This window comes from Streptomyces sp. NPDC001070 (assembly GCF_053598835.1).
Window position 1 is genome coordinate 23,452 of sequence record NZ_JBSFLB010000018.1, and the last position, 24,240, is coordinate 47,691.

A 24,240-nucleotide genomic window follows, 5' to 3' on the forward strand; every position below is an offset into this window, starting at 1 on the left:
GCCGGAGTCCTGCCGCATGCGTCCGGGCGACTCGGGGCGCCCGGACGCGATGCGGCGGCAGACGTCAGTGCGGCGGCAGTTCGCTGCCGCAGCGGGAGCAGTACAGGGCGTCGCGCTCGCCGGCCAGGCGGCCGCAGGAGACGCAGACGCGGTGCAGCAGGCAGGCGGCGTCGCCCGCCTCGGGGGCGGGCGCGAGGCCGGAGATGGTGAGTCCGGGGCGGCGGGCGTGGACCGTGAGGCAGGTCAGGCCCGCGGCGCCGGCGGACAGCGACCGGCAGGTGCCGCGGGGCAGCCAGGCGAGCGCGCCGGGCGCCAGGGTCGTCTGGCGTCCGCCGTCGTCACCCCCAAGGTGGCCGCCGCCGTCGACGACGTACAGCAGGACGTCCACTTCGGCCTCGACGTGCGGCCGGACCTCGGTGCCGGGCGGCAGGCGGACGACGTTGGCGTCGAGCTGGCGCCGGTCGGCGCCGAGCCGCCACAGCGCGCCGCGCTGCCCGACGGGCGTACGGCCGATCAGATCCGCCACTTGGGCGAGCACACCCGGCGCGGGCTTCGTTTCCACGTTCGTCCTCCCTGCACCTGTGGAGCACGCGGATCCTACTCCGCCGCGGGTGCCGGCGCGCGGCGGCGAGGGTGCCGCTCCGGCGCGACGCGCGGGCCGGGGAGGCGGACCATGGGGGCATGACGCCGCTGCGGACACGACCGGGGAGGCCGCGATGCCAGTACGCCGGATCGGGATGGTCGTGCACGGGGCGCGCGACGACGCGAGCGAGGCGGCCGCGTCCGTGAACCGCTGGAGCGTCCGGAACGGTGTGCCCTGCGCGGAGATCGACGTGTGGCGCAAGGACCGGCCCCGGCGCAGCGGCCAGGAGGAGGCGGCCTCGGCCGGCTACCCGGACCTGATCGTGACCCTCGGCGGCGACGGCACCTTCCTGCGCGGCGCGCGGGTGGCCGCCGCGTGCGGGGCGGCCGTCCTGGGCGTGGACCTGGGGCGTGTCGGCTTCCTCACCGAGGTGTGCACCGAGGACGTGGAACGGGCGCTGGACTGCGTGCACGAGGACCGGGCGACCGTCGAGGACCGCATGACGCTCACGCTGCGGGCGTCCCGGCCGCTGGAGATCCCCGAGGGCATCGAGTCGCTGCTGCGGTACGGCCGCGGGCCCGCCCTGCCGCCGCCGCGCGTGCGGCCGGGCGATCCCGAGGACGTGGGCTGGGGCGTGCCGATGGCCGTCAACGCGGTCAACGACGTGGTCTTCGAAAAGCTCTCCCGCGACCGGCAGGCCAGTATCGCCGTCTATCTGGCGGGCCGTCTGTTCGCCTCGTACTCCGCGGACGCGGTGATCGCCGCCACCCCGACGGGGTCCACCGCGTACAGCTTCGCCGCCGGTGGCCCGGTTGTCTCGCCGCACATGGACGCCATCGTGTTCACCCCCGTCGCACCGCACATGGCCTTCGACCGCACCCTGGTGGCGGCGCCGGACGAGTCCGTCGCGGTCCGCGTGCTGCCCCGGTCGGGCCGGGTCGCGGTCAGCATCGACGGCCAGCTCAGGGGCGTCCTCGACCCCGGCGACTGGGTCGGGGTCTACCGGGCCCGGCACCGGCTGCGCCTCATCCGCCTGGGCCCCACCGACTTCTACGGGCGCCTGCGGGACCGCTTCCGCCTCAGTGACGCGCCGGCCGCGGCCGCCGACGGCCAGGTTCCGCCGCTGTACCGGCCGACCGCCCCCGTCCCGCCGGACCTGCGGGGTCTGCGGCTCCCGCCGCCCGACGGGCACTGACCCCGCCCTGCCGGGCGATCGCGGCGAGATCCCGCGCCGGCCCGGCGAGGTCGCGGCCGCGGGCGTGCACCACGCGCAGTGTCCGCGTCAGGTGCAGGCCGGTCACGGGGACGGCGACGACGCTGCCGTTGGCGAGTTCCGCGGTGAGGGCCAGTGAGCTGAGGACGGCCGGGGCGAGGCCGTCGGCGACGGCGGTCTTGATGGCGGTGGTTGAGGGGAGTTCGAGCAGCGGGTCGGCGAGCGGGAGCCCGGCCCCGTCGGCCAGGGCCTGCTCCAGATAGCGGCGGGTCCCGGAGCCCCGCTCGCGGCTGACCAGCGCCGTCGCGGCCAGTTCTGCGGCACCGATGCCGGACCGGCGGCGGGCCCAGGGGTGAGCCGGGGCGACGATGACGGTCAGCTCGTCGTGTCCGACGGGCTCCGCGACCAGACCGCGCGGGATGTCCGGGCCCTCGACGAAGCCGATGTGGGCCTCGCACGCCAGGACGGCGGCGGCGACGTCGTCGGAGTTGCCCGCGGTGAGGGCGACGGTGGTGTGCGGGGCGCCCGCGCGCAGGGCCACCAGCCACTGCGGCAGGAGGTACTCGGCCACGGTCATGCTGGCCGCCACCTGGAGCCGGCTCTCACCGGTGCCGCGCAGCGAGGTGACCCCGGCGTCCAGGGAGGCCGCCGCGTCGACGGCGGTGCGCGCCCAGTCCGCGACCAGCGCGCCCTGCTCGGTGAGCCGCGAGCCGCGCGGGGACCGCTCCAGCAGCTGCAGCCCCAGCCTGCGTTCGAGGTGGCGGAGGCGGGAGCTCGCGGCCGGCTGGCTGACGCCGTGCGCGCGGGCCGCGGCGCCGACGCTGCCGAGGTTCGCGACCGAAAGCAGCAGGTCGAACGCCGCCAGGTCGCTCACTCGCTCGGGCAGGGGCATAAGCCCAGTCTATGACCCCATCCGAAACTGGTCTCTACCGGTCACGCCCGGGCGGAGGGAGGCTGCGAACATGCCATCGACGCTCGTTCTCCCCTCGCGGCCCGGCGCCCACCCGCGCACCGGGCTGCTGCGGGAGCTGGACCACCCCTCCCAGCTCTTCCGCGATCTCGGCCCCAACTGGTACGCCTCCGTGATGGGCACCGGCATCGTCGCCACCGCCGCGGCCGGACTGCCCGCGCACATACCGGGCCTGCGGACGGCCGCCACGGTCGTATGGGCCCTCGCGGCCGTCTGGCTGATCGCGCTCACCGCGGCGTGGTCGGTGCACTGGACCCGGCACCGCGACCGCGCGCGGGCGCACGCGGGCCACCCGGTGATGGCGCACTTCTGGGGCGCTCCGGCCATGGCGCTGATGACCGTGGGCGCCGGCACGCTGGCGCTGGGTTCGGACTGGATCGGGCCGCACACGGCCCTGACCGTCGATGCGGTCCTCTGGTCGGCGGGAACCCTGCTGGGCCTGGTCACGTGGGTGTGGATCCCGTACCGGGCGATGACCGACCACTCCGTCGCCGACGACTCGGCGTTCGGCGGCTGGCTGATGCCCGTCGTCCCGCCGATGGTGTCCGCCGCCACCGGCGCCGCCCTGATCCCGCACCTCCCGGCCGGTCAGGGCCGGCTGACGCTGCTGCTGGCCTGCTACGCGATGTTCGGCATGAGCCTCATCGCGAGCCTGGTGATCATCACGCAGATCTGGGGCCGGCTGATGCGCCACAAGACCGGCCCGGCGGCCATGGTGCCGACCCTGTGGATCGTCCTCGGCCCGCTGGGCCAGTCGGTCACGGCGGCGAACCTCCTCGGCCACGCGGCCCCGGCCGTCCTGCCCCGTCCGTACGCCACCGGAGCCGAGGTCTTCGGCTACCTCTACGGCGTGCCCACCTGGGGCTTCGCCATGATGTGGCTGGCCCTGGCGGCGGCGCTCACCCTGCGCACCGCGCGGCGGGGCCTGCCGTTCACCCTGACCTGGTGGAGCTTCACCTTCCCGCTGGGCACCTGTGTGACCGGCACCAGCGCGCTCGCGATCCGCCTGCACTCCACCGCGTTCCAGGGCGCGGCACTGGTGCTCTACGGGGGCCTGATCGCGGCGTGGGCGGTCGTCGCCGTGCGGACCGTCCGCGCCGGGGCGCGCGGGTCGCTGTTCCTGCCCCTCGCCCCGGCGCCCCGTACGTGAAGCGGATCCGGTTCTACAGGCCCTGCCAGGACGGCTTGGCCGCGTACGTGGCCCGGAAGTAGTCGGCCAGCTTCAGCCCGGACGCCGCCGCCTCGTCGACGACGACGGTGGCGTGCGGGTGCAACTGGAGCGCGGAGGCGGGGACGACCGCCGACAGCGGACCCTCGACGGCGAGGGCGACCGCCTCCGCCTTCGCCTCGCCCGTGGCGAGCAGCACCAGGTGCCGGGCCTGAAGGATGGTGCCGATGCCCTGGGTGATGACGTGGTGCGGCACCTCGTCGGGGTGGTCGAAGAAGCGGGCGTTGTCCTGGCGGGTCTGCCGGGTCAGCGTCTTGATCCGGGTCCGCGAGGCCAGCGAGGAGCACGGCTCGTTGAAGCCGATATGGCCGTCCGCGCCGATGCCGAGCAGTTGCAGGTCCACCCCGCCCGCCTCCGCCAGCGTGCGCTCGTACGCCGCGCACGCCTCGACGATGTCCTCGGCCGTGCCGTCGGGCCCCATGAAGGACTCCTCGGCGAGGCCGAGGGGGGCGACGACCTCGCGCAGCACCACGGAGCGGTAGGACTCCGGGTGCCCGGCGGGCAGCCCGACGTACTCGTCCAGCTGGCAGATGCGGGCGTGCGAGACGTCGACGGCGCCCTCGCCCGCCAGGCGCGCGAGCGCCCGGTAGACCGGGAGCGGGGTCGATCCGGTGGCGACGCCGAGCAGCGCGTCGGGCTTGCGGCGCAGCAGGTCCGCCATGGCGCCCGCGATGAGTTCGCCGCCCGCCGCGGCGTCGGGAACGATGACGACTTCCACTTCGGGACCGCCGATCTGGAGAGAGAGCCCGCTAACTGGTTTAGACCAATTTAGCAGCCGTACCGACGGGAGATCCACCTCCGGCCAGGGGGTGCCTTCGGGCGAATACGGCGCCCGACGCGTTGGACCGCACGCCGCCGGTGGTAGCAAGCAGGGACAGCCGCGCAGGGCGCGGGCGTACGGCCGGGCACGACGGGAAGGTGCGGACGGTGTCCCAAGGACGGCGGAGCCGGATCCGCGCGGGGCGCCGGGGGGTGCGCGGGCCCGTCCGTCGGGCCGGCGTCCGGGTGCTCCCCGCCCTGGACGCGGCCGCCGCCTACTCCTGGCGGCTGCTGGTCGTGGGAGCCGTGGTCTACGCAGCCTTCGCCACGCTGGGGCGGTTCCACGAGATCGCGGTGGCGGTCTTCCTCGGGCTGGTCGTCACCGCCATGCTCCGGCCGGTGGCCGATCTGCTGGCCCGCCTGATCCCGCGCCCGCTCGCCGTGGCCGTCGCGCTCATCGGAAGCATCCTGGCGGTGCTCGGCATCCTGGCACTGGTCGGCGAGGCGGTCGCCGGCGAGACGGAGGGGCTGCAGCGCGAGTTCAGCGCGGGACTGGCGAGGATCGAGCACTGGTTGCAGGCACCGCCGTTCCGGCTCAACCCCGCGGCACTCACCGATCTGCAGGCGAAGATCGGGCAATGGCTGTCCAGCCACCGGTCCACGCTGATCAGCACCGCGCTGAGCGGGGCCGGACGGCTGGTGGAGGTGCTCACGGTCTTCGCGCTGGCACTGTTCTGCTCGGTGTTCTTCATGCACTCGGGGGACCGGCAGTGGTCCTGGTTCTGCGCACAGCTGCCGAGGACGGTCCGCGGCCGGGTGGCGGTGGCGGGCCGCGCGGCATGGCGCACCTTCACCGGCTACACGCGCGGGATCGTGCTGGTGGCGGCGACGAACGCGATCCTGGTGGGGGTGGCCCTGTCCCTGCTCCAGGTGCCGCTGGCACTGCCGCTGTCGCTGCTGGAGTTCTTCGCCGCCTTCGTGCCGCTGATCGGCTCGCCCGTGGCGCTGGCGGTCGCCGCCGTGGTGGCCCTGGCCGCCAAGGGCCCCGTCGTGGCGGCGATCGTCGTCTGCCTGATCGTGATCATCGGTCAGATCGAGGGCCATGTGCTGCACCCGATCGTGATGAGCTGGGCGGTGCGCCTGCATCCCGTGGTGGTCGCGCTGACGGTCATCGGCGGCGCCATCGCGGCGGGCGTGATCGGCGCGGTGGTCGCGGTCCCGCTCGTCTCCGTCCTCTGGGCGATGTATCAGGCGCTGCGTACAGCGGAGTAGGAAGCGCAAGATTTTGCGGCGCTTCGGCAACGCCCTGTCGGGTGGGCGACACTCCAGCGCAAGCTCATGTCGGGTGAACTGAAAGCCTGGTCGAAGGCATAGACGCCTGGAAACACCTCTGCAACTATCGGCTCGGGCCGCGCAATTACCAAAACAATCGATGCAATTTTCTAGGCGTGGCAGCCGTATCGCATGCGATGTGTCATGGCACCAACAACTCTGACGAGAGGCACAGGGACGACATGCCAAGGAAACGGTTCATCCAGCGGCTGCTGGCGGGGGTGATCGCGGCGGGCCTGGTGCTGCTCGGCCAGTCGGCCCTGCCGGCCGCGGCCGCCGGCGGCCCGAACCTCGCGGCGGGCAGGGCGGCGACCGCGAGCAGTTCGCACGCCGAGTACGGGGTCGCGAACATCACCGACGGCAGCCAGGACACGTACTGGCAGAGCGCGGGCAGCGCATTACCGCAGTGGGTCCAGGTCGACCTGGGCAGCGGCACGAGCATGGACGAGGTGGTCGTGAAGCTGCCCGCGGCGTGGGGCGCGCGCGACGAGACCTTCGCGGTGCAGGGCAGCACCGACGGCAACACCTTCTCGACCCTCTCCGGCTCGGCGGCGCACACCTTCGCGCCCGGCTCGGGCAACACGGTGACGATCGGCTTCTCGGCCGTCACGACCCGGTACGTGCGGCTGAACATCTCCGCCAACACCGGCTGGTCCGCCGCCCAGGTCTCCGAGCTCGAGGTGCACGGCGCCGCCTCCTCGACGGACAACCTGGCCGCCGGCCGGACGCTGACCGCGAGCGCCGGCAACGCGCCCTACATCCCGGCCAACGCCAACGACGGCAACCAGGCCACGTACTGGGAGAGCGCCAACAACGCCTTCCCGCAGTGGCTCCAGGCCGACCTCGGCTCCTCCGTGGGCGTCAGCAAGGTCGTACTGAAGCTGCCGCCGAGCTGGGAGGCGCGGACGCAGACGCTGTCGCTGCGCGGCAGCACCGACGGGTCGAACTTCAGCGACCTGGTGACGTCCCGCGACTACGCCTTCGACCCCTCCGGCAACAACACGGTCACCATCAACCTGACCTCGACGACCGTGCGCTACGTCCGGGTCAACGTCACGGCCAACACCGGCTGGGCCGCCGCCCAGCTGTCCGAGCTGGAGATCTACGGCCCGGCCTCCGGTGACACGGCCGCGCCGTCCGCGCCCACCGGACTGGCGTTCTCGCAGCCCTCCTCCGGCCAGATCAGGCTCACCTGGACCGCGTCGACCGACAACGTCGGCGTGACCGGCTACGACGTGTACGCCAACGGCACACTGCGCACGAGCGTCGCGGGCAACGTGACGACCTTCACCGACAGCCAGCCCGACACCGCCACGGTCTCGTACTACGTGCGGGCCAAGGACGCCGCGGGCAACCAGTCGGGCAACAGCAACACCGTCACCCGCACCGGCGACACCGGCGGCGACACGCAGGCGCCCTCACAGCCCGGCAACCTCGCCTACACCCAGCCCGCGTCGGGCCAGATCAAGCTGACCTGGACCGCGTCCTCCGACAACGTCGGCGTCACCGGCTACGAGGTGTACGCCAACGACCAGCTGCGCGACACGGTCTCCGGCAGCACGCTCACGTACACCGACAGCCAGCCCGACTCGGCGACCGTCGCGTACTACGTCAAGGCCAAGGACGCCGCGGGCAACCGCAGCGTCGCGAGCGCCACCGTCATCCGCAACGGCTCGACCAGCGGCCCCGGTTCCAACATGGCGGTCGGCAAGCCGATCACCGCCTCCTCCACCACCCAGAACTTCGTCGCGGCCAACGCCAACGACAACAACGTGACGACGTACTGGGAGGGCGCGGGCGGCACCTACCCCAACACCCTGACCGTGTCGCTCGGCGCCGACGCCGACGTGACCTCGCTGGTGCTCATGCTCAACCCCGACGGCGCCTGGGGCACCCGCACCCAGACCATCCAGGTACTCGGCCGCGACCAGGGCGCGAGCGGCTTCACCAGCCTGAAGGCGGCGGCCGACTACACGTTCAACCCGGCCTCCGGCAACACGGTGACCATCCCGGTCACCGCGCGCGTCGCCGACGTGCGGCTGACGTTCACCGCCAACAGCGGTGCGGGCGGCGGGCAGGTCGCCGAGTTCCAGGTGATCGGCACCCCGGCACCCAATCCGGACCTGACGGTCTCGGCCATGTCGGTGTCGCCGAGCGCGCCGGTGGAGACCGACGCGGTCACCCTTTCCGCGACCGTCCGCAACATCGGCGAGCTGGCGTCCGGCGCCACGAACGTCAACTTCTACCTGGGCACCACCAAGGTCGGCACCGCTGCGGTCGGCGCACTGGCCGCCGGCGCCTCCATCACGGTGTCGGCGAACATCGGCGCCCGTGACGCGGGCAGTTACCCGCTCGGCGCCAAGGTCGACGAGGCGAACGACGTCATCGAGCAGAACGACACCAACAACGCCTACACCAGTTCGAGTCCGCTGGTCGTCAAACCGGTCGACAGCTCCGACCTGGTCGCCGCGCCGTCCAGCTGGACGCCGGGCAACCCGGGCAAGGGCAACACCGTGACCTTCTCGGTCGCGATCAAGAACCAGGGCACCGTGGCCTCCGCGGGCGGCACCCACGGCATCACGGTGACGGTCACCGACACAGCCTCCGGCAGCGTCGTGAAGACGCTCACCGGCTCCTACAGCGGTGCCATCGCGGCGGGCAGCACCAGCAGCCCGGTCAACCTGGGCACCTGGACGGCGGTGAACGGCAAGTACTCCGTCAAGACGGTGATCGCCGCGGACGCCAACGAGCCGGCGGTCAAGCAGCAGAACAACACCAGCACCCAGTCCCTGTTCGTCGGGCGCGGCGCCAACATGCCGTACGACATGTACGAGGCCGAGGACGGCGTCCTGGGCGGCGGCGCGCAGGTCGTCGGCCCGAACCGCACCGTCGGCGACCTCGCGGGCGAGGCGTCCGGCCGCAAGGCCGTCACGCTGAACAGCACCGGCAGCTCCGTGGAGTTCACCACCAAGGCCAGCACCAACACCCTGGTCGTGCGCTACTCCATCCCGGACGCGTCGGGCGGCGGGGGCACCAACTCCACGCTCGACGTCTACGTCAACGGTACCTTCCTCAAGGCCATCGACCTGACCTCGAAGTACGCGTGGCTCTACGGCAACGAGACCGCCCCGGGCAACAGCCCCAGCGACGGCAGCCCGCGCCACATCTACGACGAGGCCAACATGCTGCTCGGCACCACCGTGCCGGCCGGCGCCAAGATCAAGCTCCAGAAGGACGCGGCCAACACCACCAACTACGCGATCGACTTCGTCAACACCGAGCAGGCCACGCCGATCGCCAACCCGGACCCCGCGGCGTACACCGCGCCGACCGGCTTCAGCCAGCAGGACGTGCAGAACGCCCTGGACAAGGCGCGGATGGACACCACCGGCACGATCAAGGGTGTCTACCTCCCGGCCGGCGACTACGACACCTCCAGCAAGTTCCAGGTCTACGGCAAGGCCGTCAAGATCATCGGCGCCGGCCCCTGGTACACCCGCTTCCACACCCCGTCGAGCCAGTCCAACACCGACGCGGGCTTCCGCGCCGACTCCACGGCCAACGGCTCGTCCTTCTCGGGCTTCGCGTTCTTCGGGAACTACACCTCCCGCATCGACGGCCCCGGCAAGGTCTTCGACTTCGCGAACGTCGCCGACATCACCATCGACAACGTCTGGAACGAGCACACGGTCTGCCTCTACTGGGGCGCCAACACCGACAACGTCACCATCACCAACTCGCGCATCCGCGACACCTTCGCCGACGGCATCAACATGACCAACGGCAGCACGGACAACCACCTCGACAACATCGAGGCCCGTGCCACGGGTGACGACAGCTTCGCGCTCTTCTCCGCGATCGACGCGGGCGGCGCGGACGAGAAGAACAACCTATACGAGAACCTGACGTCCCTGCTGACCTGGCGCGCCGCGGGCATCGCGGTCTACGGCGGCTACGCCAACACGTTCCGCAACATCCTCATCGCGGACACGCTGGTGTACTCCGGTGTCACGATCAGCTCCCTGGACTTCGGCTACCCGATGAACGGCTTCGGGACCGACCCGACCAACATCCAGAACGTCTCCATCGTCCGCGCCGGCGGACACTTCTGGGGCGGTCAGACCTTCCCGGGCATCTGGCTCTTCTCGGCCTCGAAGGTCTTCCAGGGCATCCGCGTCAGCGACGTGGACATCGTGGACCCGACCTACAGCGGGATCATGTTCCAGACCAACTACGTCGGCGGCCAGCCGCAGAACCCGATCAAGGACACGATCCTCACCAATGTGTCCATCACCGGCGCCCACCGCAGCGGTGACGCCTACGACGCCAAGTCCGGCTTCGGCCTGTGGGCCAACGAGATGCCGGAGGCGGGCCAGGGTCCGGCGGTCGGGTCCGTCACCTTCGACAACCTGACGATGAGCGACAACTACCAGAACATCAAGAACACCACGTCCACGTTCACCATCAACGTCAACCCCTAGCAGGGGGAGGAGGGAAGCGGATCACCGTGGTCCCGGCCGGTTCTCCGGCCGGGACCACGGCGTTGTGTCCTCTCCGCCGCCCGCGGCCCGCGTCCACGGTCCCCACCACGCCGGGGGTGGCGGATCGGCGGGGGCGGACGTCGGTTGCCGGGGGTGGAGTCCGAGCCGGCGCAGGGCGGCCGCGTCCAACCGGACGGCGAAGGTGCCGTGCCAGTGTCCGTCCGCCCCGACCCCGCACATGAGGTCGACGACCAGCTCGTCCTGGGCGAACGGCCACCAGTCGATGCCGCGGTCACGCAGTCAATGCGCCATGACCAGGGCCGGCCTGGGGCAGCCCGGAAGGTTCTCGTAGCTGAAGAGGGTCACCCATTCGTTCTCCGGTCCGTCCATGCCGCCCATCATGGCGCAGCAAAGCGGCGTGCCGCGGCTGGTTTTCGCCTCGGCACGCCATACGGGTCGAAGGGGGTGGGCCGTGCCGGCCACGGGATTGCGGCGGCACGGCCCGGATCAGGTGCCGGTCAGCGGTGGCCGCCGCGGCCGCCCCAGGACTTGACGTCCACGACGCGGCCGTCGTCGTTCCACAGGGTCGCGGTGTCGCGGCGGTCCCAGACGGAGTTGCGGCGGTCCTGGTACAGGTCGCGCCAGCCGTCGCGGCCGAAGCCGGAGTGGACGCGCACCTTCGAGTACCCGGCGAGCCGCACGTTGCCGAAGCGGTAGCGGTTGCCGTCGCTGTCCGACAGGGTCCAGCCGCGCAGGTTGACCGGGCCGCGGCCGGTGTTGACCACTTCGATCCATTCGTCGTTGCCGCGGCCACGGCTGTGGCCGTAACCATGGCCGTAGTCACGGGTGTTGACGTCACCGATCACCACGGAGGACCGGCCGTGGCGGCCGTCCGCAGCGGTGGCCGGCATGGCGGCGGCGGCCACGACCGCTCCGGAGGCGAGGACGGTGGCGATGACACGGCGGGTGATACGGGAAGCAGACATGAGACCCCCTCAATAAGGGTGCGTTCCCCGCCCGTTCGGGCTGGTCACGCGGTGCGGATGCTTCGGCGGTCGGCCGATGACCCAACTCTGACCCGCAGGTGCCGCGCAGAACCGGAACACTCGCTTCGCGTTACAGAATGCGGACATATCCGTAACTGTTAGCTGTAAGCGACATGTGTCAGTATCGACCGGAAAAGCGACTACGTGCGAGACGCATCCATCCGCCGCGCACCGCGTCGCCGCCCTTCTCGTGTCACCCACACGAGTACACCGATGGCCGGGCGCCCCCGGCACCGGAAGCAGGGCCTCCGTAACGGAGAATCGCGCCATGACGACACGCGACACGGACGACGCGAACGAAACGGGCCCCGCGGACCGCCGGGGGGACGACCACGGCTACCTGCTGGAGAACCGCCGGCCCGAGGCGGGCGCCCGCTTCGAGGCCTTCGCCGAGCTCTTCGACCCCGTGACGTTCCGGCACGTCGACGCGCTCGGCATCGGGGCCGGGATGCGCTGCTGGGAGGTGGGGGCCGGAGGCCCGTCCGTGCCCCTCGGGCTGGCCGGACGCGTCGGGCCCGGCGGCGCTGTGGTCGCCACCGACATCGACGTGTCGTGGACCCGCGACGCCGCGGGCGGCGTGGTCGAGGTGCTGCGCCACGACGTCGCCGCCGATCCCCCACCGCCCGGCGGGTTCGACCTCGTCCACGCCCGCCTGGTGCTGGTGCACCTCGCCGATCGCGCCGAGGCACTGCGGCGGATGATCGGCGCGCTGCGACCGGGCGGATGGCTGCTGCTGGAGGACGCCGATCCGGGGCTGCAGCCGCTGCTCTGCCCGGACGAGTCCGGACCCGCGGAACGCCTTGCCAACCGCCTGCGCTCCGGCTTCCGCGCGCTGATGGCGGAACGGGGCGCCGACCTGGCCTACGGGCGGACGCTGCCGCGCCTGCTCCGGGAGGCCGGGCTGGAGGACGTCCGCGCCGACGCGTACTTCCCGATCACCTCACCGGCGTGCGCCGTCCTGGAGACGGCCACCGTGCGGCACATCCGGGACCGGCTGGTGGCGGCCGGTCTCGCCACCGACGAGGAGATCGACCGGCATCTGGCGAACGTCGCCACCGGCACGCTCGACCTGGCCACCGCCCCGATGATCTCCGCCTGGGGACGCCGGCCGCTCAGCGCGGCGGGCTCCACGACGGATCACGGCCGGTGAGGCCGACCAGCCGGTCGAGCGGCGGCGCGGAATCCCGGACCGGTACGACCCGGCCGAAGGGCCCCGAGCCCTCCGGGGAGTCCCCGGAGGCCGCCCGGAAGCCGCTCAGCAGCGTGATGGCGGCCTCCAGGCCCGGCTCGCCGGGACGGTAGTCCAGGCCCGTGGCGCGGGCCAGGTCCCAGCCGTGGACCAGCAGCTCATTGAGGGCGAAGCGGCCCGCGAGGGCCCCGGGCAGGGTGACCCCGCCCGCCACCGTCTCGCCTTCCCAGGCCCCGGGGTCGCGCCAGGCGTCGGCCAGCTCCGCCAGCAGTACGGGCAGCAGTTCGCGCCAGGCCGCCGGCAGCTCGGGGACGGAGCCGTTGGGGTCGCTGTCCGTGGTCGGGCCGAGGTCCTTGCGGGCCGCGTCGCGGAAGCCGGCGCAGAATCCGGCGATGTGCCCGATCAGGTGCGCCACGGTGTAGTCGGGGCACGGCGTGGGTGCGTCGAGGTGTTTGTCGCTGACCTGCTCCAGCAGTGCGCCCACGTCCCGGGCGGCCGGTCCGAGGTCGGGATGATGCGTCATGGGGACCCCCTGGTGTCGGTGTCTTCACCAGGGGGACCGGCCGGGCGCCGGAAACTCATCGGTACGCGCGGGAACGGCCACGTCGGGTGCGTCCGGGCAGGTCACCGGCGCCGTGGCACGCAGCGCGTGCCTCAGATCTTGGTGGCGGGCAGTATTGAGCTGTGGGAACCCTTGGGTGTGTCAGGGCCGGGTGGGCGTGACCGGTGGACATGCGCGGCACGCTGTTCGGCGACGCCCCTGACGGTCTTCCCCGCTCCGGGGGCGACGCCTTCGCCGTCGTGGACGCGCGCGGTGGCGTGACGAACTGGAGCCCGGGAGCGGAGCGGCTGCTCGGCTACACGGCGGCCGAGGCCCACGGGCTGCGCGCCTTGCGGCTGCTGTGGTCCGCGGCCGAGGGTGCCCGCGTCGCCCGCCGTCTGCGTACGGCGCAGTCGGCCTTCCTGGGGCCGGTCTTCCTGCGGCACCGGGAGGACAGACCGGTCGGGGCGGTGCTGTGGGCGCATCGGCTCGAACCGGAGCACTGGCTCCTGCAGGCGGAGAACGCGGAGGCGGTGCGGCGTGACGATCTGCTCGGCGCGCTGCTGCGCGGGCTGTTCACCGAGTCCCCGTTCATCATCGACGTCTTCGACACGGAGCTGCGCTTCCTGGCCCGCAACGACTCGCAGATCCGTGCCGCGGGCTTCCGGGAGGATTTCGTCGGGCACACCTGGCGCGAGGTGGCCCCGCCCGGGCTGCTGGACACGGAGGCCTTCGAGGCACGTCAGCGCCTGGTGCTGACCTCGGGAAGGGCCATGATCGGCAGTGAGGTGCGTGGCCGTGACCCCCGGGACCCGGACCGGGACACGGTCTGGTCGGAGACGATCCTGCCCCTGCGCGGCGCCGACGGGGACGTGGTCGCGCTGGCGCACATGGTCTTCGACCTCACCACCGAGGCCCGGGCCCGCGAGCGGCTCGACCTCGTCAACGAGGCCAGCGCGCGGATCGGCAGCACGCTCGACGTACTGCACTCCGCGCAGGAGCTGACCGACGTCGCCGTGCCGCGGTTCGCCGACTTCTCGTACGTCGACCTGCTGGACTCGGTGCTCGGGGGCGAGGAGCCGTTGCCCGGCCCCGTCGCCGAGGCGGTGCCCCTGCGCCGCGCCGCGGCGACGATGGTGGCCGGCGGGCCGGCGCAGACCGTGGTCCCGCCGGGCGAGGTGGACGGCTTCGCATCCATGCCCGGCACCCCCGCCGCCCGGGCGCTGGCGACCGGCAAGCCCGTGCTGCTGACCGGCGAGGAGCTGATGGTCGAGCTCGAGGCCGCCGATCCGGCCCGCGCCGAGATGCTCCGCGACTTCTGTGTCAGGTCCTGGCTGCTGGTGCCCATGTTCGCGCGGGGGACCGCGCTGGGCGTGGTGCTCTTCGTACGGTTCACCCGGGCCCACGCGTTCGAGGCCGACGACGTGATGCTCGCCCAGGAGTTCGTCACGCGCGCGGCGGTCTGCATCGACAACGCGAGCCGCTACACCCGGGAACGGGCCACGGCCGTGGCGCTGCAGCGCAGTCTCCTGCCGCAGCGGCTGCCGATGCTGCGGACCGTGAAGGCCGCATCGGGCCATCTGCCCCGGGGTGGCCGCGCCGGGGCCGGCGGCACCTGGTTCGACGTGATCCCGCTGTCCGGCGCGCGCACCGCGCTGGTCATCGGTGACGCGGGCGGGCACGGGCTGCACGCGGCGGTGTCCATGGGACGGCTGCGGACGACCGTACGGACACTGGCGGACCTGGACATGTCACCGGAGGAGCTGCTGACCCACCTGAGCGACCAGGTCAAGCGGTTCCACGAGGAGCAGGGCGGGCCCGCACCCGGGGCCGCGGCTCCCACGTGCCTCTACACGGTCTTCGACCCCATCACCATGCGCTGCACGATGGCCAGCGCCGGCCACCCGATGCCGGCACGGGTGAGCGTCGACGGCGAGGTGACAGTGAGCGACACGCCGACGGCCCCGGCCCTCGGCACCGGCGGCGTCCCGTTCGAGTGCGCCGAGGTGGCGCACGCCGACGGCGACCTCATCGCCCTGTACACCGAGGGACTGCTCGCCCCGCGGTCCGGGTGCGAGGGAGCGGCCCTGCTGGGCGAGGCGCTGGCCGGGCTCGGCCACGGGCGGGAGCCCGGCGAGATCGCCGAGGAGGCGCTGCGCCGGCTCGTGCCCGGGGGGCATCCCGGGGAGGACGTGGCGCTTCTGGTGGCACGGCTGTACGGCCTGCCGCCGGACCGGCACGCCACCTGGGACCTGGCGGCCGAGCCCGAGTCGGTCGGGCAGGCGCGCGGGCTCGTCACGGCGAAACTGGCCGAGTGGGGCCTGGAGGAGCTGGAGTTCACCACAGAGTTGCTGGTCAGCGAGCTTGTCACCAACGCGATCCGCTACGGGTCGCCACCGCTGCGGCTGCGGCTGATCCGCGACCGCCGGCTGATCTGCGAGGTCGGCGACGGCAGCAGCACCTCCCCGCACGTCCGTCGCGCCCTGGACACGGACGAGGGCGGGCGCGGGCTCTACTTGGTCTCGCAGCTCGCGTCGCTCTGGGGCACGCGCTACCACGCCCGCGGCAAGACGATCTGGGCCGAGCAGCCCTTCCCGGCGGCAACGCAGGCCGAGGGCGGCTGACCGGCCGCGACACAACCCGACAAATTTCCCGATTCTGTAACTTCGGGACGGATCGCCCTCGATGACGTTGACACCGTCGCGATCGGACTCCCACCCTGGTTAATAAGTGATCGACATATCAGTTCGTAAGGGGATATTCATGCGAATAAACACCCAGAAACGAATCAGGCACCTCATCGGTGCTTCGTGCGCCGCCGCGCTACTCGCCGGAACGGTGGGCGTGGCGAGCGCCCAGGCCGCCCCTCAGACGACGCAGGCCCCGACGGGAACGTCGCGCGCGGCACCGAACCAGGACTGCACGGGTTACCACAACGACGCGAACGGCAACCCTGTTTGGGACCCGCCGGGCTGCACCCCGCCATAAGACGCGACTCGGGGCAGGCCCATGGACCGCGACGACAGGACCCGTTCTGTCGGCGCCATTGCTCCACTCCCCCGAACCGGCCGACGCGGTCCCGGACTTCGGACCTTCGCTAGAACGTGATCACCGACACCGAGTCCGAGGTCCCGTTGGCCACGTAGACCCGGCGCTCATCCGGCGACACGGCCAACCCCTTCGGGCTGGAGCCGACGCGGATGGCACCGCCCACCGTGCGGTTGTCCGCGGTGTCGATCACCGACACCGAACCCGAACCCCCGTCGGCCACGTAGACACGGCTCCCGTCCGAGGACACCGCCAACCCCTCCGGGATGGGCCCGACGGCGATGGGATCGCCCACCGTACGGTTGCTCGCGGTGTCGATCACCGACACCGAGCCCGAACCCGAACCCTGGCTCGCCACGTAGACCCGGCTCCCGTCAGGCGACACCGCCACACCCTCCGGACGGCGGGCCACGTGGATGGGATCGCCCACCGTACGGTTCTTCGCGGTGTCGATCACCGACACCGAAGCCGAGCGCCTGTTGGGGCCGAAGCTGGTCACGTAGACCTTGCGCCCGTCGGGGGACACCGCCACCTCCTGAGGGAAGAGGTTGACAGGGATGGGATCGCCGACCGTACGGTTCTTCGCCGTGTCGATCACCGACACCGAGCCCGAGCTGCCGTTGGCCACGTAGACCCGGCTCCCGTCAGGCGACACCGCCAGCCCCTCCGGGCTGGCGCCGACGGGTATGGGGTCGCCCACCGTGCGGTTCCTCGTGGCGTCGATGACCGAGACCGAACCCGCGTAATTGTTGGTCACGTAGACCTCGCGCCCGTCCGGCGACACCGCCACCCCCTTCGGGAAGCGGCCGACGGGGATGGGATCGCCCACGGTGCGGTTCAACTCGGTGTCGATCATCGACACCGAGCCCGAGCTGTAGTTGGCCACGTAGCCGCGGGACCCGTCCGGGGACATCGCCACCCCGTGCGGCGACTCGCCGACCTTGATCGATTGCACGGATGCCGGCGCGGTGTGGTCAGGGCCCGGGGAGCGGGATTGCGCCAGGTAGATGCCGCCGCCCGCCACGGCCAGCGCGGCCAGCACCGCCCCCGCGATGATCCCGGCCCGCCGGCGCCGGCGCCGCCGCGGACCGGGCCGTGGCGGGGCCTCGCCGGCCCTGGGCGGCAGCGGCCCCGGGGGCGGGCCCGGCAGTTCCCGTTCCTCCTGCCCGGTCGCCGGCGGGAGTTCGGTCGTCGGGGCGGCCGACGCCTGGGGGCGCGGCGGTTTCGGCGCCGGGGACCGCTCGGGCGGTGGAGTCTCCGGCGGGATCTCCGGTTCCTGCGGAGGGGCCGGGTGGAGCTGGTACGGCTGGGCGGCGACGGAGGAGAGCCGCTGGGCGGCCTCCTCCCCGCCCATCCTGTCCGCGGGGTCCTTGGCCAGCAGCCCGACGAGGACCGGCGTCAGCCGCGTCTCCCTACGTGGCGGCGCGGGGGGCTCGAACAGCAGGGCGCTCAGCGTGGTGAGGGCGGTCTGGCGGTCGAAGGGGCCGGTCCCCTCGAGCGCGAAGTAGAGGGTGGCGCCGAGCGAGAACAGGTCTGCGGCCGCGGTGGGCGGCTGGTTGTTGGCCCGCTCCGGGGCCATGAAGCGCGGGGTCCCGAGGATCTCCAGGGTCGCGGTCAGCCGGGCCTCACCGGAGCTCGGCTCCAGGGCGATGCCGTAGTCGGTCAGCATCACCCGGCCGCCGCCCTCCGTCGGGTACGAGGGCTGCGGGTCGGGGTGGGTCAGCAGGATGTTGGCCGGTTTGACGTCCCGGTGCAGGATGCCCAGCCGGTGGCCCTCCAGGAGCGCGTCCAGGACCGCCAGCCCGATCCGCGCGACCTCCGCGGGCGGCAGCGGCCCGTGCTCGCGCACCACCGCCTCCAGGTCCATGGCACCGGGCACGAACTCCATGACGATCCACGGCAGGCCCTCCTCCTCCACGATGTCGTGCACCGTGACGACGTGCGGATGGGTCCGCAACCGGGCGGCGTGCCGGGCCTCGCCGCGGGCCCTGGCGATCCGGGAGCTCACCTCCCGTTCCGGGACTCCGGGCGGCAGGACGATCTCCTTGAGCGCGACCTCGCACGCCAGTTCCTGGTCGTAGGCGAGCCACACCCGTCCCATGCCGCCGACACCGAGCCGGCGCAGAAGCCGGTAGCGTCCGGTGATCACACGCCCGACGTCCTCGTGTGTTCCTGCCATGGCACTTCCTCGGCGAGCATGGAAAAGCTCCTCTTTCCACGTATCGCACATCGCCTGAAGTGCAGCAAATCGCCGGAAAAGTACGCAACTCGTGGCGGTTTTCCCGGCCGGACGGCTCAGCCGGCCTCGGCCCTGCACACGGCGCCGGTCGCTACCGGCGCGGGCAGCTCCGTGACGGGCGCGGCACTGGAGGTGCTGCGCAGCAGGAGCAGCGCGGCGTCGTCGTGCAGCCTGCCGCCGACATGGTCCAGCAGGTCGTCGTGGAGCGCGGCGAGGGTGCGCGCGGGGTCGTCGGTCAGGTGGCGCGTGACGCGCTCGTCCAGCGGATAGAAGCGGCGGCCGTGGTCGCGGGCCTCGATGACGCCGTCGGTGTACAGCAGCAGCTGGTCCCCCTCGGCGAAGGGCAGCACCTGCAGTACCGGCTCGTCCCCGGCCAGGGCGCGCAGCCCCAGGGGCGGCACCTGGACGGACGACTCGACTGCGAACACATCGCCCCCGCGCAGCAGCAGCGGGTGGGCGTGGCCGCAGTTGACGACCTCCATGCGGCCGGGGCGGGGATGCCCGACGACCACGGCGGTGACGAAGTCGTCGGTGCCGAGGTTGCGGGCCAGGCTGCGCTCGATCCGGTCGACGACGTCGAGCAGGTCGGGCTCGTCGTAGGCGGCCTCACGGAACACGCCCAGCACCAGGGCGGCGGTGCTGACCGCCGGCAGCCCCTTGCCGCGGACATCGCCGACGATCAGCCGCACGCCGTACGGCGTGGGCACCAGGGCGTACAGGTCACCGCCGATCCGGGCCTCCGCCGCGGCGGCGCTGTAGCGGACGGCCACCTGGAAGGGTCCGACGGTCTCGGGGACCGGCAGGAGCAGCGCGTGCTGCGCGGCCTCGGCGACCGAGCGGACGGCGGCCAGCACGCGCTCGCGCCGCTTGCGGACCGCGGCGCCCAGCCCGCTGGCCATCGTGACGGCGGTCAGCGCCCCCATCACGATGGCCAGCTTGTCGACGGGCGTGCCCTTGTACGCGCCGAGCACGGCGGCCAGCGCCACGGAGAGCACGCCGACCCGCAGCACCCGCCAGGGCCCCCCGATGGCCGCGGCCAGCGCCGGCCCCACGGCGAGCATCGGCAGCCAGTCCGGACCGCCGCCGCTGACGAAGGCGACGAGAGCCACCCCGCAGATGATCAGCAAGGGCACTCCCGAGGCGAAATGCCACGTAGGCCGGCTGAGCTTCTGCTGGTCCGGGGCTTGACTCATGTTCGTCCGCAATCCCTTCCTGTGCGAGGTGTCACATCTCCGATGTCCGTTTCAACCAATTAAGCGGTGTATGGACCCTCGCGACAAGGGCGGGAATTTCAGATAGTGAGCGACAGCCCCCGGGTCACGCGGCTCGCCGTGGCGAGCAGCTTGGCCCGTGCCTCATCGAGGGCGGCGAGCCGGTCCGCGCGCAGCGACACGCCGAGCGAGCCCAGAGTGCTGCCGCTGTAGACCGGGACCGCGGCACAGACGGTGCCGAGGACGTACTCCTCCAGGTCCATGACGGCCGGAGGGGCGGGCACGTCCTCCAGGCGGCGCAGCAGCTCGGCGCGGTGCGTGATGGTGCGCGGGGTCAGATCGGCCAGCGGGTGGCGGGAGAGGTAGTCCTCGCGGGAGTCCTCGTCCAGCTCGCGCAGGACGCACTTGCCGAGGGCGGTGGCGTGGCCGGCGTCCTCGAAACCGACCCAGAGGTCGACCCGCGGGGTCCGGGGGCCGTCGACGATGTCCGCCACCCGGATCTCGCCTTCCTCGTAGAAGGTCAGATAGACGGCGGCCGACACCTCGTCGCGCAGCGCGACCAGCGCGGGGCGCACGCGGCTGAGCGGCATCTGCGGCCGGGTCGCGGCGTGCAGGGCCTCGATCTTCTCGCCGAGGGCGAAGCCGCCGTCGTCGAGCTTGCGCACATAGCCGTCGTGGGCCAGCGTCCGCAGCAGGTGGTAGGCGGTGGCGAGCGGCAGTTCGGTCTCCCGGGCCAGCTGTTTCGCCGGCGCGCCGCCCTCGTGCGCGCCCACGGCTTCCAGCAGGCGGAAGGCCCGCTGGACGGACGTGATGAGCGTCGGCCCGCCCTGAGCAGCCATACGACCAGCGTGCGCCCGGCACGCGGCCCCGGCAAGCGACCGGCCCGCACCTCGCTGTACCGTCTCGTACCGTTTTGAACAGACGCCTGCGTCACCGTGCGCCGCTGTGCCAGAGTTGCGGACACGAGGGTGCTCACCGGGGGAATCGGTGCCGATGGAACTCATCATCACGACACAGGCGCGGGACTCCGAGGACGAGCTGCGCTCCTTCCACAACTGGCTGCTCGACGACTCCTATGTGCGGCGCAACGCCAAGGTCGCCCTCGACGAGCGCCGCCCGGGGCCCGGCCGTACGGGCGGCGCCCTGGAGGGCATCCGGATCGCCCTCGACAGCGGCTTCCAGCTCGCCAACCTGGCCCTGGCCTGGCTCGCCTGGCGGGCTGCCCGCCCCGCCGCCCCGCAGATGGCCTTCGAGTACGACGGCGTCACGGTGACCCTGTCCGGGCAGGACGTCGAGACCGCCACCCGCGTCCTCGAGGCGCTGCGCTCCGGCGACCGATGAGCGCCGCGGCCGTCCCGGCCGGATCCGCCGCCGTCCTGATCGGTGTCGGCGCGTACGCGCACCTGCCCGCGCTGCCGGCCGTCCGCGGCGGGCTCGTCGATCTGGCCGCGCAGCTGCGCGGCCCAGCCGTGTGGGGGCTGCCCGCCGAGCGCTGCCATGTGGTGGCCGAGCCCGCGTGCGCCGCGGAGGCCATCGCGCGGCTGCGCGGCGCCGTGGAGAGCGCCTCCGACAGGCTGCTCGTCCACTGCGCCGGGCGACGGCTCATCGACCCCGACCAGGGCGAGCTCTGGCTCGGCCTGCCCGGCTCGGTCGCGGGCGAGCCCGACACCTCGATCCCGTAGGACTGGATCCGTCGCCAGCTGGTACGCAGCCGTGCCGAGCGGCGCATCGTGATCGTCGACTGCTGCCACAGCGGGCGGGCGCTGGGCATGACGGGCGAGGCACGGACGGCCGTCGCCGACGGCGCCGTGGCGGAGGGCACCTGCCCCATGGCCTCGGCCGGGGAGTCCACGCAGGCGCCGGCCCCTCCCGGCGGCGTCAGGTAGGCGACGGTCACGAACCACCGTCGGCCGCGCGCATCGGCCGCCGTCCAGTGGTGGTCGCCGAAACCCACGGGCGTGTACGCCCACGACGTCACATCGATTCCACGCGCCCGCAGCACGTCACCCGGCTCCGCCTCGTCGGCGCCCTCGGGCCGGTCCCTCATGGGGCGACCTCACGAACCGCCCGCCGCCCAGGTCCAGGGCGGGGCAGCGGCGGGCGGACAGCCCGTGCGGCATACAGTGCTGATCATCCGTCCCCCCGGAAGGATCGACGTACATGTATGACGCACTTCTCGCCGAGACCGTCACCATCACCGGTCACGGCGGCGACCGTATCGAGGCGTACTCCGCCCGGCCCATGGCACCAGGTCCGCGCGGCGGCGTCGTGGTGATCCACCACATGCCCGGTTACGACGCCCCCACGAAGGAGATCACCCGGCGGTTCGCGGCGGAGGGCTTCGCGGCCGTCTGCCCGAACCTCTACAGCCGTGAGGCGCCCGGCGCGTCGCCGGACGACGCGGCGGCGGCTGCGCGCGCCCAGGGCGGTGTGCCCGACGAGCGGTTCCTGGGTGACGCCGCGGGCGCCGCCGAGTACCTGCGGGGCCTGTCGTCGTCGAACGGCAAGGTCGGCGTGATCGGCTACTGCTCCGGCGGGCGCCAGGCCTTCCTCGCGCTGGCCTCCCTGGACGTCCAGGCGGGCGTCGACTGCTACGGCGCCTTCGTCGCGGGCCGGCCGCCGGAGGGCTTCCCCCTCCAGGTCGAGCCGATCGTGCACCTGACGAAGGATCTGCGCGGCCCGCTGCTGGGGCTGTTCGGCGCGGAGGACGGCTACCCCTCCCCCGAGCACGTCGCCGAGCTGGAGGCGGAGCTCAAGGCCCAGGGCAAACCGTACGAGTTCCACACCTACGACAACGCGGGCCACGCCTTCTTCGCCGTGAACCGGCCGAGCTACCGGCCCGAGGCGGCCGTCGACGGCTGGTCCAAGGTCCTGGCCTTCTTCGGGGAGCACCTCTGATGTGCACGTACCTCACCGAGAAGATCCGCATCGACGGCAGCGGCAAGGGCGCCCAGGGCTACTTCGGGCTGACCGAGGCCATGGTCTACGTCGACCACCCGCAGCACGCGCCGTACGAGCACACCGTCAACATCGACTTCCTCAACCCGGCGCTCGGGCCCTCGGCCCGGGTGGCCGTGGAGCTGACCGAGGAGGCCGCGCTGGCCCTGGTCGACGCGATCCGTTCCGCGCTGGCCGCGGCCCCGCCGGGGCTGGCCTCGTCGGGGCGGACCCCACCGGCGGCGCAGTGACGGACCGGGCCGTCATCCCGGGTCCGTGACCTGGATCAGCGCGTGCGTAGCGCTGACGCGCCAGGCGGTGCCAGTGGCGTCCAGCCGGGCCACGGTCCCGGGGGTGAGGCCGGCGACGGTGTCGGACTTGAGGGTGCGCAGGGCGGCCACCGGTCCCGGGAAGTAGGCGGTGACGTCCGCGAACGGCACCGTCGGGGGCCACCACCGGTCGTCCACCAGACGCCGGTAGTTGAGGTCTCCCTTCATCAGCGTCGCCCGCGCGGCGGCGAAGCGTTCCCGCAGGTCGCCCGGCATGTCGCGGTAGCCGAGCGGCGCACAGGCGAAGGGGTGGGCGGTCAGGGTGAGCCGGCCCTCGCGCAGCGCCCCCAGCAGGCGTCCGCCGATGCGGGCGGCCTCGCCGGGGGCGGCGGTCATCCGGCGCAGGCAGGACAGGACGTCCTGGGCGGTGGCGTCGGAGACGTAGTACGGGCGCGGCTTGACCAGCAGTTCGACCTCGGCGGCGCGTCCGCTCGCGAGGAGGCCGTCGACGAGGGCGAGATCGGCGAGGACCTCGCGGGCGCTGTTGTCCGTGACCACGAGGACCGTGCCGCCGTCGAGCAGGGACCACAGCCGGTCCGACTCGTCGGCGACGAGCGTGCCGGCCGCCTCCGGGCCGCCGGCCCCGGCGGCCATCGTGAAGCCGAGGTCCGCCGCCTGGTTGCCCCACACGGCGGCGGCCAGCAGGGCCTGTTCGCGGTCCTCGGGGGCGAGACCGGGCAGGCCGTCCAGCGCGGCGAGGTCGGCGGCGAAGCCGGGAGCGTCCAGCTCCGCGTCCTTGAACGGGGCGAAGAAGTCCACGCCGTGCCACGCGCCGGCGGCGAGATATCCGGCGGGGTCGAGCAGCCGTCGGTAGAAGTAGGACTCCGCCCACAGGAACGGCAGTTCCGGCCAGGGCCGCCCGAACCGCCCCTCGCCCCACTCCTCCCACGCCGCGCGGTCCGGCGCGTCCGGCGGCAGCGGGGCGACCGCGTCGTACCGCGACTCCTGCAGCAGCGCCGTGAAGGCCCGCTGCCGCTCCGGCCCGTACGGGACGGCGTCGAGAATGCGGCGGATCAGCACGGGGTGCCTGACCTGGAAGACACTCCAGGCGAAGGAGTCGGGGTCCTCGCAGGTGATCGGCGGTGCCTGCGGGGGCGTCGGACCGGGCGTGCCGTCCGGGTGTTCACCCATGCG

General features: G+C 72.7%; 20 protein-coding genes. 11 read left to right on the forward strand and 9 right to left on the reverse strand.

Annotated features, from left to right (window positions below):
- Positions 1-64: 64 nt before the first annotated feature.
- On the reverse strand, positions 65-562 hold the full coding sequence (locus ACWDAS_RS22185; protein WP_450393495.1) for a hypothetical protein: 498 nt from the start codon (positions 560-562) through the stop codon (positions 65-67).
- A 154-nt stretch (positions 563-716) separates the two neighbouring features.
- On the opposite strand from ACWDAS_RS22185, the gene ACWDAS_RS22190 reads away from it, so the two are divergent.
- Positions 717-1,778, forward strand: a complete 1,062-nt coding sequence (locus ACWDAS_RS22190; RefSeq protein WP_450393497.1) for an NAD(+)/NADH kinase — start codon at positions 717-719, stop codon at positions 1,776-1,778.
- Here the strand turns inward: ACWDAS_RS22190 and ACWDAS_RS22195 are convergent.
- Entirely contained in the window at positions 1,663-2,688 is a 1,026-nt protein-coding gene (locus ACWDAS_RS22195; protein WP_450393498.1) for a LysR family transcriptional regulator, read from the reverse strand. The genes ACWDAS_RS22190 and ACWDAS_RS22195 overlap by 116 nt on opposite strands.
- 70 nt (positions 2,689-2,758) lie before the next feature.
- Here ACWDAS_RS22195 and ACWDAS_RS22200 point away from each other — a divergent pair, with 70 nt between their 5' ends.
- Positions 2,759-3,916 (forward strand): TDT family transporter, encoded by a 1,158-nt coding sequence (locus tag ACWDAS_RS22200; RefSeq protein ID WP_450393501.1) that lies wholly within the window; start codon positions 2,759-2,761, stop codon positions 3,914-3,916.
- Positions 3,917-3,929: 13 nt separating this feature from the next.
- Here the strand turns inward: ACWDAS_RS22200 and nagB are convergent, their stop codons facing one another.
- Entirely contained in the window at positions 3,930-4,712 is a 783-nt protein-coding gene (gene nagB / locus ACWDAS_RS22205; RefSeq protein WP_450393504.1) for a glucosamine-6-phosphate deaminase, read from the reverse strand.
- A gap of 254 nt (positions 4,713-4,966) precedes the next feature.
- Between nagB and ACWDAS_RS22210 the strand changes: the two genes are divergently transcribed.
- A complete protein-coding gene (locus ACWDAS_RS22210; RefSeq protein WP_450393897.1) occupies positions 4,967-6,025 on the forward strand; it encodes an AI-2E family transporter in 1,059 nt (352 codons plus the stop codon).
- Positions 6,026-6,267: 242 nt separating this feature from the next.
- The gene (locus ACWDAS_RS22215) at positions 6,268-10,566 is read left to right on the forward strand and encodes a discoidin domain-containing protein (RefSeq protein ID WP_450393507.1); all 4,299 of its coding nucleotides are present in this window, start codon (positions 6,268-6,270) and stop codon (positions 10,564-10,566) included.
- Positions 10,567-11,084: 518 nt separating this feature from the next.
- Here ACWDAS_RS22215 and ACWDAS_RS22220 read toward each other — a convergent pair.
- Complete coding sequence (locus tag ACWDAS_RS22220) at positions 11,085-11,552, reverse strand: lamin tail domain-containing protein (protein WP_450393510.1); 468 nt, start codon at positions 11,550-11,552, stop codon at positions 11,085-11,087.
- Between the two features lie 328 nt (positions 11,553-11,880).
- On the opposite strand from ACWDAS_RS22220, the gene ACWDAS_RS22225 reads away from it, so the two are divergent.
- The gene (locus ACWDAS_RS22225) at positions 11,881-12,762 is read left to right on the forward strand and encodes a methyltransferase domain-containing protein (protein WP_450393512.1); all 882 of its coding nucleotides are present in this window, start codon (positions 11,881-11,883) and stop codon (positions 12,760-12,762) included.
- On the opposite strand, the gene ACWDAS_RS22230 is transcribed toward ACWDAS_RS22225, so the two are convergent.
- On the reverse strand, positions 12,725-13,324 hold the full coding sequence (locus ACWDAS_RS22230) for a TIGR03086 family metal-binding protein (RefSeq protein ID WP_450393514.1): 600 nt from the start codon (positions 13,322-13,324) through the stop codon (positions 12,725-12,727). The two genes, ACWDAS_RS22225 and ACWDAS_RS22230, sit on opposite strands and share 38 nt — an antisense overlap.
- 209 nt (positions 13,325-13,533) lie before the next feature.
- Between ACWDAS_RS22230 and ACWDAS_RS22235 the strand changes: the two genes are divergently transcribed.
- Positions 13,534-15,966, forward strand: a complete 2,433-nt coding sequence (locus ACWDAS_RS22235) for a SpoIIE family protein phosphatase (protein WP_450393517.1) — start codon at positions 13,534-13,536, stop codon at positions 15,964-15,966.
- A 473-nt stretch (positions 15,967-16,439) separates the two neighbouring features.
- Here the strand turns inward: ACWDAS_RS22235 and ACWDAS_RS22240 are convergent, their stop codons facing one another.
- From ACWDAS_RS22240 to ACWDAS_RS22250, 3 genes are all read right to left on the reverse strand, one after another.
- Positions 16,440-18,569 carry a protein kinase domain-containing protein gene (locus tag ACWDAS_RS22240; RefSeq protein WP_450393520.1) on the reverse strand — a complete coding sequence of 710 codons (2,130 nt, stop codon included), beginning with the start codon at positions 18,567-18,569 and terminating at the stop codon, positions 16,440-16,442.
- 116 nt (positions 18,570-18,685) lie between these two features.
- Entirely contained in the window at positions 18,686-19,822 is a 1,137-nt protein-coding gene (locus ACWDAS_RS22245; protein WP_450393523.1) for a PP2C family protein-serine/threonine phosphatase, read from the reverse strand.
- Between the two features lie 98 nt (positions 19,823-19,920).
- Positions 19,921-20,679 carry an IclR family transcriptional regulator gene (locus ACWDAS_RS22250; protein WP_450393526.1) on the reverse strand — a complete coding sequence of 253 codons (759 nt, stop codon included), beginning with the start codon at positions 20,677-20,679 and terminating at the stop codon, positions 19,921-19,923.
- 154 nt (positions 20,680-20,833) lie between these two features.
- Here ACWDAS_RS22250 and ACWDAS_RS22255 point away from each other — a divergent pair, with 154 nt between their 5' ends.
- From ACWDAS_RS22255 to ACWDAS_RS22275, 5 genes are all read left to right on the forward strand, one after another.
- Entirely contained in the window at positions 20,834-21,181 is a 348-nt protein-coding gene (locus ACWDAS_RS22255) for an effector-associated constant component EACC1 (protein WP_450393528.1), read from the forward strand.
- Entirely contained in the window at positions 21,178-21,522 is a 345-nt protein-coding gene (locus ACWDAS_RS22260; RefSeq protein WP_450393531.1) for a hypothetical protein, read from the forward strand. The genes ACWDAS_RS22255 and ACWDAS_RS22260 overlap by 4 nt, the downstream gene beginning before the upstream one ends.
- 48 nt (positions 21,523-21,570) lie before the next feature.
- A complete protein-coding gene (locus ACWDAS_RS22265) occupies positions 21,571-21,726 on the forward strand; it encodes a hypothetical protein (protein ID WP_450393534.1) in 156 nt (51 codons plus the stop codon).
- A 274-nt stretch (positions 21,727-22,000) separates the two neighbouring features.
- Positions 22,001-22,738: a dienelactone hydrolase family protein gene (locus tag ACWDAS_RS22270; protein WP_450393536.1), complete on the forward strand. Its 738-nt coding sequence runs from the start codon at positions 22,001-22,003 to the stop codon at positions 22,736-22,738.
- Positions 22,738-23,028, forward strand: a complete 291-nt coding sequence (locus ACWDAS_RS22275; RefSeq protein ID WP_450393539.1) for a DUF6295 family protein — start codon at positions 22,738-22,740, stop codon at positions 23,026-23,028. Before ACWDAS_RS22270 ends, ACWDAS_RS22275 begins: the two co-directional genes overlap by 1 nt.
- Before the next feature lie 12 nt (positions 23,029-23,040).
- Here the strand turns inward: ACWDAS_RS22275 and ACWDAS_RS22280 are convergent, their stop codons facing one another.
- On the reverse strand, positions 23,041-24,237 hold the full coding sequence (locus tag ACWDAS_RS22280; RefSeq protein WP_450393541.1) for a damage-control phosphatase ARMT1 family protein: 1,197 nt from the start codon (positions 24,235-24,237) through the stop codon (positions 23,041-23,043).
- Positions 24,238-24,240 lie beyond the last annotated feature (3 nt).

Bases quoted from the DNA above. Each gene is read 5' to 3' on its own strand.
- ACWDAS_RS22190 (WP_450393497.1), top strand. From the start codon at position 717: ATGCCAGTACGCCGGATCGGGATGGTCGTGCACGGGGCGCGCGACGAC.
- ACWDAS_RS22195 (WP_450393498.1), bottom strand. From the start codon at position 2,688: ATGCCCCTGCCCGAGCGAGTGAGCGACCTGGCGGCGTTCGACCTGCTG.
- ACWDAS_RS22200 (WP_450393501.1), top strand. From the start codon at position 2,759: ATGCCATCGACGCTCGTTCTCCCCTCGCGGCCCGGCGCCCACCCGCGC.
- ACWDAS_RS22215 (WP_450393507.1), top strand. From the start codon at position 6,268: ATGCCAAGGAAACGGTTCATCCAGCGGCTGCTGGCGGGGGTGATCGCG.
- ACWDAS_RS22220 (WP_450393510.1), bottom strand. From the start codon at position 11,552: ATGTCTGCTTCCCGTATCACCCGCCGTGTCATCGCCACCGTCCTCGCC.
- ACWDAS_RS22225 (WP_450393512.1), top strand. From the start codon at position 11,881: ATGACGACACGCGACACGGACGACGCGAACGAAACGGGCCCCGCGGAC.
- ACWDAS_RS22230 (WP_450393514.1), bottom strand. From the start codon at position 13,324: ATGACGCATCATCCCGACCTCGGACCGGCCGCCCGGGACGTGGGCGCA.
- ACWDAS_RS22235 (WP_450393517.1), top strand. From the start codon at position 13,534: ATGCGCGGCACGCTGTTCGGCGACGCCCCTGACGGTCTTCCCCGCTCC.
- ACWDAS_RS22240 (WP_450393520.1), bottom strand. From the start codon at position 18,569: ATGGCAGGAACACACGAGGACGTCGGGCGTGTGATCACCGGACGCTAC.
- ACWDAS_RS22245 (WP_450393523.1), bottom strand. From the start codon at position 19,822: ATGAGTCAAGCCCCGGACCAGCAGAAGCTCAGCCGGCCTACGTGGCAT.
- ACWDAS_RS22250 (WP_450393526.1), bottom strand. From the start codon at position 20,679: ATGGCTGCTCAGGGCGGGCCGACGCTCATCACGTCCGTCCAGCGGGCC.
- ACWDAS_RS22255 (WP_450393528.1), top strand. From the start codon at position 20,834: ATGGAACTCATCATCACGACACAGGCGCGGGACTCCGAGGACGAGCTG.
- ACWDAS_RS22260 (WP_450393531.1), top strand. From the start codon at position 21,178: ATGAGCGCCGCGGCCGTCCCGGCCGGATCCGCCGCCGTCCTGATCGGT.
- ACWDAS_RS22270 (WP_450393536.1), top strand. From the start codon at position 22,001: ATGTATGACGCACTTCTCGCCGAGACCGTCACCATCACCGGTCACGGC.
- ACWDAS_RS22275 (WP_450393539.1), top strand. From the start codon at position 22,738: ATGTGCACGTACCTCACCGAGAAGATCCGCATCGACGGCAGCGGCAAG.
- ACWDAS_RS22280 (WP_450393541.1), bottom strand. From the start codon at position 24,237: ATGGGTGAACACCCGGACGGCACGCCCGGTCCGACGCCCCCGCAGGCA.